The 12730-nt window shown below is 36.1% G+C and carries 10 protein-coding genes and 3 pseudogenes; 7 read left to right on the top strand and 6 right to left on the bottom strand.

Annotated elements, in window-relative coordinates:
* Nucleotides 1–29: 29 nt before the first annotated feature.
* Nucleotides 30–796, bottom strand: a protein-coding gene (locus ACICQD_RS03710) for an IS5 family transposase (protein ID WP_395461506.1) whose coding sequence is annotated in 2 segments (ribosomal slippage) — nucleotides 30–469 and nucleotides 469–796 — 768 coding nt in all. Because the reading frame shifts where the segments join, the coding sequence is not laid out codon by codon here.
* Between the two features lie 176 nt (nucleotides 797–972).
* On the bottom strand, nucleotides 973–2214 hold the full coding sequence (locus ACICQD_RS03705; RefSeq protein WP_395461605.1) for a hypothetical protein: 1242 nt from the start codon (nucleotides 2212–2214) through the stop codon (nucleotides 973–975).
* A gap of 143 nt (nucleotides 2215–2357) precedes the next feature.
* Between ACICQD_RS03705 and ACICQD_RS03700 the strand changes: the two genes are divergently transcribed.
* Nucleotides 2358–3184 (top strand): IS5 family transposase gene (locus ACICQD_RS03700; RefSeq protein ID WP_395461446.1). Its coding sequence is split into 2 segments (ribosomal slippage): nucleotides 2358–2745 and nucleotides 2745–3184, totalling 828 coding nucleotides; the frame shifts between segments, so codons are not numbered across the junction.
* Here ACICQD_RS03700 and ACICQD_RS03695 read toward each other — a convergent pair.
* The gene (locus ACICQD_RS03695) at nucleotides 3146–3979 is read right to left on the bottom strand and encodes a hypothetical protein (RefSeq protein ID WP_395461604.1); all 834 of its coding nucleotides are present in this window, start codon (nucleotides 3977–3979) and stop codon (nucleotides 3146–3148) included. The two genes, ACICQD_RS03700 and ACICQD_RS03695, sit on opposite strands and share 39 nt — an antisense overlap.
* A 224-nt stretch (nucleotides 3980–4203) precedes the next feature.
* Here ACICQD_RS03695 and nuoE point away from each other — a divergent pair, with 224 nt between their 5' ends.
* Nucleotides 4204–4704, top strand: a complete 501-nt coding sequence (gene nuoE / locus ACICQD_RS03690) for an NADH-quinone oxidoreductase subunit NuoE (RefSeq protein ID WP_010962799.1) — start codon at nucleotides 4204–4206, stop codon at nucleotides 4702–4704.
* Nucleotides 4705–5289, top strand: a pseudogene (locus ACICQD_RS03685) (tRNA-guanine transglycosylase); the annotation flags it as partial.
* Nucleotides 5290–5298: 9 nt separating this feature from the next.
* Here the strand turns inward: ACICQD_RS03685 and ACICQD_RS03680 are convergent.
* A pseudogene (locus tag ACICQD_RS03680) lies at nucleotides 5299–6131 on the bottom strand (IS5 family transposase).
* A 56-nt stretch (nucleotides 6132–6187) separates the two neighbouring features.
* On the opposite strand from ACICQD_RS03680, the pseudogene ACICQD_RS03675 reads away from it, so the two are divergent.
* Together ACICQD_RS03675 and ACICQD_RS03670 are read left to right on the top strand one after the other, a co-directional pair.
* A pseudogene (locus tag ACICQD_RS03675) lies at nucleotides 6188–6838 on the top strand (tRNA-guanine transglycosylase); the annotation flags it as partial.
* Between the two features lie 191 nt (nucleotides 6839–7029).
* Complete coding sequence (locus ACICQD_RS03670; RefSeq protein ID WP_010082444.1) at nucleotides 7030–7347, top strand: hypothetical protein; 318 nt, start codon at nucleotides 7030–7032, stop codon at nucleotides 7345–7347.
* 6 nt (nucleotides 7348–7353) lie between these two features.
* Here the strand turns inward: ACICQD_RS03670 and ACICQD_RS03665 are convergent, their stop codons facing one another.
* Entirely contained in the window at nucleotides 7354–8625 is a 1272-nt protein-coding gene (locus ACICQD_RS03665) for a M16 family metallopeptidase (protein WP_010962800.1), read from the bottom strand.
* A complete protein-coding gene (locus tag ACICQD_RS03660) occupies nucleotides 8622–9242 on the bottom strand; it encodes a superoxide dismutase (protein WP_010082437.1) in 621 nt (206 codons plus the stop codon). Before ACICQD_RS03660 ends, ACICQD_RS03665 begins: the two co-directional genes overlap by 4 nt.
* A 1011-nt stretch (nucleotides 9243–10253) precedes the next feature.
* Between ACICQD_RS03660 and ACICQD_RS03655 the strand changes: the two genes are divergently transcribed.
* Both ACICQD_RS03655 and cydB read left to right on the top strand, forming a co-directional pair.
* Entirely contained in the window at nucleotides 10254–11660 is a 1407-nt protein-coding gene (locus tag ACICQD_RS03655; protein ID WP_395461603.1) for a cytochrome ubiquinol oxidase subunit I, read from the top strand.
* Complete coding sequence (gene cydB / locus ACICQD_RS03650; protein WP_010962802.1) at nucleotides 11653–12675, top strand: cytochrome d ubiquinol oxidase subunit II; 1023 nt, start codon at nucleotides 11653–11655, stop codon at nucleotides 12673–12675. The genes ACICQD_RS03655 and cydB overlap by 8 nt, the downstream gene beginning before the upstream one ends.
* Nucleotides 12676–12730 lie beyond the last annotated feature (55 nt).

Raw genomic sequence — 12730 nt, 5'->3', positions numbered from 1 at the left:
AATTTCCTAAGAACCTGTCTTGAAAGGAACTAAGCAGCTAATTTAGCAAGCATAATAGTAATCATATTAAAGGAGATATTAGTTTTTGAAGTAAGAGGAGAATGCTCATAATCCTTGCTCATACGTCTAAAATTGGAAAGCCAAGCAAAAGTTCTTTCAACAATCCACCGTTTAGGAATAACTTGAAATCCTACAGCATCAGCTGCTTTTTTAGTAATCGTCAATAAACATCCTGTTTTCAATAAACAGTAATTTTGCAATTTACCAATATATCCCTGATCAGCGAGAAACCTTTGTAGCGTTGGAGCTTTTCGTTTAGCTTGAGTAAAAAGATTTAGAGCACCATCACGATCTTGAATGCCTGCACTATGAACATCAGCTGTAATAATTAGGCCTATTGTATCCACAATGATGTGACGTTTTCTACCCTTTATTTTCTTGCCAGCATCATATCCTCTGGATCCCCTTTTTGAGTGGTTTTCACTGATTGACTATCAATTATTCCTACCGAAGGTATTTCATTTTTGCCAACCATTTTTCTTACCTTTTTTACTAACATATCGTGTATTTCTTCCAATTTGCCACTATTACGCCACCTGAGAAAATAATCATACACCGTTTTCCATGGCGGAAAATCTTTTGGCAGCATTCTCCACTGGCAACCACCTTTCATTATGTATCTTATTGCATTAATAATTGTTCTAATATTGTGCTTTCTTGGCCGTCCTATTGCACCTTGTGCAACACTTGGCTCCAAAATTTCCCATTCTTTGTCACTTATATCACTTGGATACATTTTTACCTACTATTTTTTACTTATCTCATCATATCCTCTTTCTCATTTCTTTTCAAGACAGGCTCTAACAGTCTACATATTAAAAACATTTAGACAAATAGCTAAAGGTGATATTCCGGCACATCATCACTATCCCAAGATAAGCTTTTTTCACTTTTAGACTCCGCTTCAGTTAGTCAAGAGCCTGGTCCACCACTTGAAGACGATGAGCTACTTCTTGATCGACTACTACTTTCTACTGATATACTATTTAGCACTGTTTCAGATTGATATATAGTTCGCATTCTGTTACCAGTGGTAAAAATTTCTTCATCGCTACTTGAAGATGATCGCCTTCTATAACCCAAATCAGTTAGTTCTAATACAGGAGCAGCATTACGACCCTTAACATATCTATATGCTATGAATCCTATAATTCCAACAATACCTATTGCTCCAACCAAAGATCCCCCTATCATTCCTGCCTTATTAGACCCTATAGCAAGTTGAGTAGGTTGTGGTGAAGAAGTAGACTGAGGAAGTAAAGTCGTGGTGAATATAGGAGTTGTTGACTCTTTTGTTCTAGTACTTGGTATACTAAATACTGTTTGTGTAGTTTTCTCTGAGCTTGTTGTTGGCGCAGTTGGTTCCACTGTTACTGTGCTTGTTTGAGTCGTTGACTCTGTTGAAGGTTTATTCGTTGTAGAAGTAGGTGCAACGGCTTCTGTTGTTGGCTTCACTGTTACTGTACTTGTTTGAGTCGTTGACTCTGTTGAAGGTTTACTCATCGTAGAAGTCGACGCACCAGTCGCTGCTGTAGGTTTTACAGTACTTGTCTCAGTCCCTGAAGTTACTATCGGCACACTAGTTGACGTTGTAGCAACCGTGGTCGCTTGTGAAGTAGTAGTTGTTTTTGCTACTGTCGTTGACTCCGTTGAAGGTTTACTTATTGTAGAAGTAGGTGCAACGGCTTCCGTTGTCAATTTAGTAGTCTTCACAGCGTCGGTTTCTGCTGTGCTAGTAATTGCAGCAGTCGGCGTCTTCTTAGAAGTCACAACCGTTTCTGCAACAGTTATAGGAGCCACGGTACTACTAGAAATAATATCTGGCGTTAATCGACCGTTAATGATATTAACAAAATCACTGAGAGTTTTGATGCTATTTGCCGGTATTATTGTTGCTTCAGAAGATTTTCCAGAGCCGTTTTGATTAAAAGTTACAATATTTTCTCCACTTACCGCAGTTACGATAAAACCACCCTGACCGTTGCCTTTAATATATAATTGCTCTATAGGATCTGTAAATTGATAGATAGGAAAATCTGACACTGATCCATTTTTAAGTAGAGTTGCTATATGTAACCTCTGCTCATTAGCTGATTGGTCATTTTCAAGAAAAGCAACTAGATCATTTCCTTCCGTTTGTTCAACATACTGCAAAAAGCTTATTTCATGTTCTCTAGAAAGAGATAGTGCTTTATTATCTATTTGACCTTTTCGATTACCAAGTAAAAAGCCATTAACTAGACTTCTTTCGAAACTAGGATAAAGCAGTAAAAATAGTAATTTTGAGGTAAGGAGAAATGAAGTATGAAATAGTGAAAGAGCTCGATAAAGGGGAGTTTCGTCGACTAACAGGAGTAAAGAGATCAACATTTAACAAAATGGTAGGGATTTTATGTGAAGAAAATAAAAAAAAGAAAGCCAAAGGAGGAAGGAAAAATAAGCTAAACGAGGAGAATATGCTGCTCATGGTATTAGAATACTTACGAGAATACCGTACATATTTTCACATAAGTCAAAGTTATGGAGTAAGTGAAAGTACGGCATATAAAACTGTAAAATGGGTAGAGGATACTCTAATACAACACCAAGATTTCGCATTGCCAGGACGAAAAGAACTCCTAAAAAGCGACGTGAAATATGAGATTTTGGTGATTGATGCAACGGAAACACCTGTAGAGAGACCAAAAAAAAGCAGAAAAGATTTTATTCAGGAAAGAAGAAAAAACATACGCTAAAAACACAAATAATTGCAGAAAAGAAGAGCAAGAAAATTATTTGTACGTCATTTTCAAACGGGAGAAAGCATGACTTTCGGCTTTTCAAGGAGTCAAAAGTGCATGTATCAGAAGGTATAAAAGTTTTAGCCGATGCTGGCTATAGAGGTTTTCAGAAAATTCACAAAAATGTCGAGTTGCCACACAGAAGGATGAAAAAGAGTCCCTTAATTAAGGAAAAAAAGGTAGAAAATCGGGAGCTAGCAAGCAAAAGAGTAGTAGTTGAGAATGTAATTGGTCTGTTAAAAAGATTCAAAATTATTGCAGACAGATACCGCAATCGGAGAAAACGTTTTGGCTTGAGATTCAATTTAATAGCAGGAATTCACAATTTTGAGCTGTCTATATGAGTTTCGAAAGAGGTCTACTCTATCCTTCAGACCCTGAATCACTTTAGCCATATCAAATTTAAAAATACGTGTTTTTCTCACCTCTTGATTTTCCTTAGTAATCCTTTTGCTCACTTGCGAATAAAGCATCGTGTTTCCATTTAATGCCAATTGCCCCTGATTATCAAAATTGAACAATTTTCTTTCTGTAACACCTTTTTCTCCAGTCAATACCTTAAATTTTCCGCTCTCGCTTGACTTTAAGTACCAAGAAACTAAAGTTTGATCCTTTAAGTTATGGGCGATTACAATTACGTCACCATTACCAACTTTCACTGCTCTTGGTTGAAAGTAACTATTGCCCACATTTACAAGACTATTATTATCAATATTCTTTTGTAATTTTCTTTTATCTAAATGTTCAACTGAAGGAGTATTAACTGATTGTTTAATTCCGTAAGTGTTAAAAGATAAGCCTTTAACGCATTTTTCTCCTTCTTCGCTAATTCCTTCTTCAGGAAAGATAACTCCAACTTTATCTATTTCAGCTGAATCTTCTATTAATGTGAGAGATAATTGATCTTTGAATTCATTTGCTACGCTGATATTTGTACCACATTCGTATGTTTTTGATTGATATAATGGACTAATAAGTAATTTTACTTTACTGCTCCCATTACCATTATCTTGATAGCTGAGTCCGTAAGCAACTCCATTCCCCTCAATTAATTCTACGTTTGTTGGATTAAAACCTATCGCTTCTTTAATTTCCGGTGTATTTGAGTTGATCCCGAGCAATCTTCTTAATATAGACATAATTTTATTTAAAATATTAATAAAATGCTATTATGATTACTCCTGTGTGTTAATGTCAATGAAAATTTTAACTAAAATTAAAAAATTAATATAATATTTTATACTAAAAGGTAAATATAAGCTTGAAGAGGGCTAAGAAGCTTTATGCTATTTCTCAAAAAACCAACAATTGCAATCATTGGTTCTACAGGTATAATCTGTTAAAGTTTACACGAGTCTCATGAATGATAGAAAAAGAAGAGCAGTTTAGTTTTACATCAGAAAACCTCAAGAAAGCGGGAAAGTTTATAGAGATGTATCCCAAAGGTAGAGAAGGTAGTGCTGTTATGCCTTTACTATATCTGGTTCAAGAGCAATGCGGATGGGTTTCTGAATCTGCTATGCGTTATGTTGCTGATATGCTGCATATTCCACATATTCGTGTATATGAAGTGGCAAATTTTTACACCATGTATAATTTAAAACCAGTAGGCAAATATCTAATACAAATTTGTAGAACAACTCCTTGCTGGTTGTGCAATAGTGAAGAAGTTTTAAATACCTTTAAAAAAAAACTTGGAATCAATATCGGTGAGACTACTAAAGATAATTTGTTCACTTTAAAAGAAGTTGAATGCCTAGGTGCATGCGTTAATGCTCCCGTTGTGCAGATCAATAATGACTTCTATGAAAATCTTACTCCTGAGAAAGTAGAAAACATCATAACAGAACTTTCAGGCAAATAGATGAAAGAAGAATTTTCATTCAAGAGAATCAAGCAATCAGGTTCTGCAAGAGTTGGAACAATTAAAACTCCAAATGGAAGCGTAGAAACCCCCGCTTTTATATTCTGCGCAACAAAAGCTGCAATTAAAGCTGCAGATATTGAAAGAATAAGTGAAGCTGGTACCCAAATCATACTTTCCAACACCTATCACCTAATGCTTCAACCAGGAGAGAATACTGTTGCAAAACTTGGTGGTTTGCGCAAGATGATAGGATGGAATGGGCCAATGCTAACTGACTCAGGTGGATATCAGATATTTAGCTTAGGCCACGGATCAGTTTCGGAAGAGATAAAAGGAATAAGAAAAAAACAAAAAACTTTGATCAAAATTAATGAGGATGGGGCAATTTTCCGTTCTTACATTAATGGTAAAATTTATTGCTTAACTCCTGAAAAATCTGTACAAATTCAACAGAAATTAGGTGCAGATTTAATCCTAGTTTTAGATGAATGCACTCCATTTCACGTAAGCAAAGAATACACAGCAAAATCAATGCTCATGAGCCACAGATGGGCTGAACGTTCTTTAGAGGTTGTCCGGAAACTAGTAAATTCAAGCATATTCCCTCTTTAACATAACCCTACTCATAGCTAGGTATATGAAATTCTCAGTGGATGTTGTGAGTAAATCATACTCCTTCGATAGCCTTCTATTCCTATTAACCCAAGCAAAAGTCCTTTCTACAACCCATCTTCTTGGCTGTACTTTAAACCCTTGTTCTCTTGTTGGTAGTAGCTCAGGTGGCGTATCTTTGTGCACCCAAAATCTACATGGAGGCCTTTTAACAATTTCAATATCTATGTCATATTCTTCCTTTATGTGATTCTTTAAATTTCTTCCTTGGTATCCCATGTCAGCCCACATTTTTTTAACTTTAGTATATTTTGTTCTCATATTGTTTAATGCTATTTTAATACCATCTCTATCATTTTCGTTAGCAGCGCCTACGTAACAACCTAGTATAAAACCCTGAGTGTCTGTAATTATATGCCTTTTTCTACCCTTTACTTTTTTACTTCCATCATAGCCTTTGATCCCCCCTTTTCTGTAGTCTTTACAGATTGACTATCTACTATACAGGCACTCGGCTGCTCATTCCTTCCTATTTTTCTTCTACTATATTTTGTAATTTCATAATTCATTTTCTCAAAAATTCCCTGCTTCTTCCATTGCCTGAACTGCTCATACACAGTCTTCCATAGCGGAAAATCATTTGGTAAATACCGCCATTGACACCCTGTACGCAATACATAGAAAATTGCTTCTAATATTTCTTTTTTGCTATACTTTGGCGGCCTTCCTCCTTTCTTGTATGATACTCTGAAGTGTTTTTCTATTCTTGCCCATTCCCTTTCGCTTAGATCTGTTGGATACTTTTTTCTCATCTTTACCCCGTACTAAAATTTCAGATATTATAGCCTTTTACTTGTTTCCGGACAACCTCTTAAATGAATTTGAAAAAAACAATAATGGCAAGCAGGCACTGTATGGAATTAGTCAAGGCGGAGTGTATCAAGATTTACGTAGAGAAAGTTGTGATTTTATCAACGATTTGCCATTTTTTGGTCAAGCAATAGGTGGATCACTTGGTCAAAGTAAAGAGCAGATGCATGATGTAGTTTCTTTCACTATGGACCACCTGAAAAAAGACAGGCCTACTCATTTGCTTGGTATTGGTGGAATTGTGGACATCTTTCGCGGAGTAGAGCTTGGAATTGACACGTTTGATTGCGTGCATCCAACCCGCTTAGCAAGGCATGGTGGCGCACTTGTTAAAGTAAAAAACAGAAATTCTATTTCTTCAAAGTGCAAAGAGCATATTAATTTGCGGAATCAACGATTTGAGCTGGACAACAACCCAATTGAAAGTGACTGTTTATGTTTTACCTGCAGAAAACATTCAAGAGCTTATATACACCATTTACTGAAAGCTAAAGAGCTCCTGGCTTACACGCTCGTTACCATTCATAATATTTTCTTTATGAATAAGTTAATGGCATCAATAAGGCAGGCTATATTAGATGATAGGCTAGATCGGGAGAAAAATAATTGGATTAGTGAGACACCACTACACTGTGAATTATACACCTAGTTCATATTTTTCTACGCTTATTTTATATTCCCTAAAACAGAAAAAGCCTTCCTCTTCCTACTCTTTCTTCCTTGGCTAATCCATAGTTAGCGTTTTTTGCACATGTGCGTTGCATTTTTTAATCTTCTTTAAAAACTTGACAATACATGACAACACTGGTATGTTAAAAATATAGTTTTTGTGAGGTATTTATGGTTAACAATAAAGAAAAACATCAAATAGCGTTTTGCGTTTCAGCCGTTACATTCTTAGCTGGGTTATCATTAATCGCAACTGCAATTGCAGTGGGTACCGTACCTGCTATAGCTGCTTGTCTAGTGATAGGAGGAATTTTGACTGTCTTGTCTGGTGTGCAAGCAGTAGAAAGCTATTTATTTTTACGAAACAGCGAGAAAACTTTGAATAAACTGATAAGTAATATACGCGATGAACCAGAAAGCAAACTTTTTATAGAAAGGATTTTGCAACCGTTCATTGAACTTTTTAGTGAGCTTAAGCAACATAATTAAAGTACACTAAGCTTTAAGCATAGAAACCACTTTATCGTAACTTGGCAATGATTCAATTTCTCCAATTGCAGCTAGAGTGGTTTTTTCATGCTGAGATAACAATTCTTCTGCTGCTTTTTTTACGTTAGCAGTGGTAACTGCACTAATTTTTTCTATTAATTCATTTTTACTGATGTACCTATTATAGTTACCGTAGTAGTGTCCCAATGTTTCAGCACGTGAGCTAACACTTTCGCGTGACATTAAAATTTGGGATTTTACTCGCTCTTTCACTCTATTTACTTCTTCTTCCTTCAGATCATCTGTAGACAACTTCTTCAACTCTGTCGTTATAGATTTTAAAAGCTTATCTAAGTTACTACTGTCTGTACCAGCAAAAATGGAAAACATTCCTGTATTAGTATAGCTGGAATTAAATGAATAAACAGAGTAAGCTAATCCCTGCTTTTCCCTTACTTCCTGGAATAAACGTGATGACATTCCGCTCCCTAATATAGAATCAAGCACTTGAAACGTGTGATATTTATCGTCATGGCGAGAAACACTAGGTAGACCAATTAGCAAGTGTACCTGATCTAATTTACGATGTTCTAAATACTCACCACCAGTACAGCTCGCATTTTGGCTTTTTTTCAGCTTTTTAGAATGAATCTTTGAGAGAAAATCTTTGGTTAATGCAACAACTTCTTCATGTTCAACATTTCCTGCAACGGCAAATAGCATATTCTCACCAAAGTAATGCTCATTTATGTAATTATCTAGATCTCCTCGAGTAAAAGATTTTACAGTATTTTGCGTGCCTAAGATTGACCTACCAAATGGTTGGTCTTTATAAGCTGCCTCAAAATATTTGTCGAAAATAATGTCACTTGGTGAATCATTAGTTTGAAAAATCTCTTGTATTACAACACCCTTCTCACGTTCCAATTCATCTTCTGGAAACGTGGAATTCATCAATATATCTATTAATATATCAATACCAGTTTTTATGTCTTTCTTGAGGACTTTTGCATAATAGGTGGTGCTTTCCCTACCGGTGCTAGCGTTGAAAACTCCACCTATGTCATCAAAAGCTTTTGCAATTTCAAAGGCAGTTCTTGTCTTCGTCCCTTTGAAAGCCATGTGTTCTAAAAAATGGGATATTCCATTTTGCTTTGCACTTTCTGCTCTACTGCCAACACCAACTCGTATGCTTAAAGCTACGGAATCAATATCACGCACCTGCTCAGTTATTATGCGCAGACCATTATCTAATTTTGTTACCCGGGGTATATTCATCTCATATATTCTTCTAAGTTCTCTTCTGCAAAATCCCAATTAATCAAATGATCAAGGAAAACTTTTATGTAGTCAATTCTACGGTTTTGACAATCTAAATAATAGGCGTGCTCCCACACATCCATAGTGAGTAGTGGCACTTGGCCATAAATTATTGGCAAATCTGCATTTGGAGTCTTGGTGATTTTGAGCTTTCCTAACCTACCTTTTTCGAGCACTAACCATACCCATCCACTGCCAAACTGGCTTACTCCATGACTCGAAAATTCTTCATAAAATTTATCAAAGCCACCGATATCGTCTTGAATTTTTTTTGCTAGAAGACTACCATCTTTAGGCTTACCACCACCATTTTTTTTCATTGAATTCCAATAAAAAGTATGGTTCCAAACTTGTGCTGCATTATTAAATATAGGCAAGTTGCCGCTATTACCATGCACTTTTGTTATTAATTCCTCAATTTTTACATGTTGATAATCCGTATTTTCAACTAGCTCGTTGAGTTTATTTAAATATCCTTTATGGTGCTTATCATAATGAAAATCTAAGGTTTTTGCAGATATATAAGGCTCCAAAGCTGTTTTATCGTATGGTAATTCAGGTAAAGTAAAACTCATAAAAACCTCTTTATTTCTAACCTACTTGGATGGTAGGGCAATATATGCTTTTGTGCAACATATAATTAATAGCTAAAACATTTAGGTATCTATTGCATTATTCTAAATTATACTACAATAACGATTATTATATAAGCCATAGAAATGGATTAAATGCAAAAGTTACTTGACACCCTTCGCCAACCCCCTTATCATGAAACTGAAGCTATTGTATTTGCTTTCGCCAATCTGCAGATTAAAAGGTAAGGATTACTTAATGTATCGGCGTCTTATGTTCAATTTTTTGCAGTATATAGATACTGTATGTCTTTACAAAACTTCATCTACATCTAGGTTTTTATCTAAATAAGCTGAACGCGCTTATAAAGCGTTACAAGACATCAAAAAATGCCAATACTCGACAGAGATAGTAAAAGACTAGCTAACTCGGGGATTCTTTGTCTTTTTTTCTGCTTAGTAAATTTCTTAAACATTTGCAGCGTAAGTTAGTTGCAATTAAAAGCGGCTGAATCTCGCTTGTCAAGCGTTTAAAACATAAAAAACGCCAATATTTTAAAGCGGATAATAACCCCAGGGCTTCTTTTGCCTTTTTTTTCATTTGGTAAATTTCTTAATATTTATAGCTAAACAACAACCGTCATCCCGCTACGTGTTAGCGGGATCTATGCTTTGAGATACCGCGAATGAATCGCGGTATGACGGTGTAGATGATGGTTAAGTAATTCGTCATCCCGCTGCTTGTTAGCGGCTAAGAGATACCGCGAATGAATCGCGGTATGACGGTGTAATGATGGTTAAGTAATTCGTCATTCCGCTACGTGTTAGCGGGATCTAGAGATACCGTGACGGTATGACAATGGAGAACAGTTGTATTCCTGCACAATTTATTCTCATGACAAAAACGTCTTAACTTTCTCTCTACTTTTTCTGGGTAAGGTCAATTTTGTGAAAAAATGGATTGAATTATAGGCAGATTTGGCTATTATTTGTAATACATGGGTATTAGGTAAAATGTTTAAATTTGATCCTTTATTATTAGCTCGAATTCAGTTTGCCTTCACAATAGGCTTTCACATTATATTTCCTGCTTTCACGATCGGACTTGCAAGTTTTCTAGCCTTTTTGGAATGGTGTTGGCTTAAGACTGATGATACACGTTTCCGTGATGTTTATAAATTCTGGATCAAGATTTTTGCCGTTGCTTTTGGCATGGGAGTGGTATCTGGAGTTGTAATGTCATATCAACTTGGTACCAATTGGTCAATTTTTTCTGACCGCATAGCCAATGTTCTCGGCCCTCTATTTTCCTTTGAGGTTTTAACAGCCTTTTTTCTGGAGGCATCTTTTTTGAGTATTATGCTATTTGGATGGAATAGAGTAAGTTCTCGTATGCACTTTGCTTCTACTTGTATTGTTGCAGTGGGAACGCTTATTTCAGCTTTTTGGATTATTGCGGCCAACAGTTGGATGCAAACACCCGCTGGATTCACGATTGGTGAGAATGGTCTCCTATATCCAACCAATTGGTTAGAGATTATTTTTAATCCTTCTTTCCCTTATCGCTTTATTCATATGGTAACAGCAGCCTATCTTACAACAGCTTTTGTGGTTGGTGGTGTAGGAGCATTTTATCTTTGGAGAAAACGACATGCTCCTCAAGCAAGAATTATGCTTGGTATGGCAACCATTATGGTAGCTTTAGCTGCACCATTTCAGCTGTTCATGGGGGATAGGCATGGATTAAATACACTAAAGCATCAACCTGCTAAGATTGCTGCAATGGAAGGTATATGGGAAACCGAAAAAGGGGCTGGCTTACTTTTATTTGCTTATCCGGATCAGCAAAATGAAATTAATCACTACGAGATAAAAATTCCTAATCTTGCCAGCTTGATCTTAACACATGATTTTTTAGGAGAAGTAAAAGGATTAAAGGAATGGAAAAAAGAAGATAGACCACCTGTAGTATGGGTATTCTGGTCCTTCCGTATAATGGTTGGAGTTGGAATTTTAATGATCATAATTGGGTTAGTAAGTGTTATACAGTATCTTCGTGGCAAATTATTCCAAAGTTGTTTCTTACATGGATGGTGGATATCAATGATGCCGTCTGGGTTCATAGCGTTACTTGCAGGTTGGTTCACTACTGAAATTGGTCGTCAACCTTACACTGTATATGGAATTATGCGCACAATTGAATCATTTTCACCTGCAATTACCGGTCCTCAGGTTGCATGGTCTTTGATTGCATTTATCGTTATGTATACCCTTATATTTGGAGCAGGCAGTTACTATATCCTGAAACTTATATACAAAGGAATTCCTGTCATTAAAGAAGAAGAGCAATTTTATAAACACGGTATTGGAGCTTCAGTGATTGATGCTGGTACATCTGGAAAGGACAACAATCATGTTTGATTTTTCTTCCTTAATTAATTTACCCCTAATCTGGGGATTACTAATTGCCATAGCTGTTTTACTGTATATTTTAATGGATGGGTTTGATTTAGGTATTGGTATTTTACTTCCTTTTGCACCGTCAGATAAATGCCGTGATCACATGATAAGCTCAATTGCACCATTTTGGGATGGAAACGAAACATGGTTGGTATTGGGTGGTGGAGGGTTGTTTGCTGCTTTTCCTCTTGCATATTCAATATTAATGCCTGCTTTTTATATTCCAATCATTATTATGCTGCTTGGCCTTATAGTGCGCGGAGTATCCTTTGAGTTTCGTTTTAAGGCAGAAGGAAAATACAGGCGATTATGGGATTATGCCTTTCATTTTGGGTCACTTGGTGCTGCATTTTGCCAAGGCATGATTTTAGGTGCATTTATACATGGTGTAGAAGTAAACGGACGCAACTTTTCTGGTGGCCAATTTGATTGGGCAAGTGCTTTTAGTGTAATGACAGGCATTGCTGTGATATTTGGATATGCACTTTTAGGTTCTACATGGCTCATAATGAAGACAGAAAATATAACACAAGAATGGGCACGCAAGGTTGCTTCTTATACGCTTGGTTTTGTAGGTATTTTCATGGGACTAGTGAGTGTAGTGACACCATTTTTAAATGAACGTATTAAAAACTTTTGGTTTAGCATGCCAAATTTTTATTATTTATTTTCTATTCCATTACTCACATCTTGGCTATTTTTCATGCTGTGGTTTGATCTTCAGAATACTAAACGGGAGTACCGTCCATTCTTTCTCAGTATTGCTATTTTTTTTATGGGATATTTAGGTTTAGGAATTAGTATCTACCCATGGATTATACCTTTTCAATATACCATTCTGGATGCAGCCGCTTCTGGGCCAAGTTTATCTTTAATGCTCATTGTTATAATACCGCTTTTACCAATCATTTTAACTTACACTGGTTATTGCTATTATGTCTTTCGTGGAAAATCAAATTATGAACACACATATTAAGGAGTTAGTGACCTTATGGTTAAAACGTTACCCTTAAATCAAGCAGTCGTTCAGG

Source organism: Wolbachia endosymbiont (group A) of Therophilus tumidulus, assembly GCF_964277345.1.
Taxonomy (GTDB): Bacteria; Pseudomonadota; Alphaproteobacteria; order Rickettsiales; family Anaplasmataceae; genus Wolbachia; species Wolbachia pipientis.
This window is presented reverse-complemented; position numbering and strand designations above follow the sequence as displayed.

Coding starts and splice junctions, on each gene's coding strand:
- ACICQD_RS03695 (WP_395461604.1), bottom strand. CDS start 3,979: ATGTCTATATTAAGAAGATTGCTCGGGATCAACTCAAATACACCGGAA.
- ACICQD_RS03655 (WP_395461603.1), top strand. CDS start 10,254: ATGTTTAAATTTGATCCTTTATTATTAGCTCGAATTCAGTTTGCCTTC.
- ACICQD_RS03665 (WP_010962800.1), bottom strand. CDS start 8,625: ATGAATATACCCCGGGTAACAAAATTAGATAATGGTCTGCGCATAATA.
- cydB (WP_010962802.1), top strand. CDS start 11,653: ATGTTTGATTTTTCTTCCTTAATTAATTTACCCCTAATCTGGGGATTA.
- nuoE (WP_010962799.1), top strand. CDS start 4,204: ATGATAGAAAAAGAAGAGCAGTTTAGTTTTACATCAGAAAACCTCAAG.
- ACICQD_RS03670 (WP_010082444.1), top strand. CDS start 7,030: ATGGTTAACAATAAAGAAAAACATCAAATAGCGTTTTGCGTTTCAGCC.
- ACICQD_RS03660 (WP_010082437.1), bottom strand. CDS start 9,242: ATGAGTTTTACTTTACCTGAATTACCATACGATAAAACAGCTTTGGAG.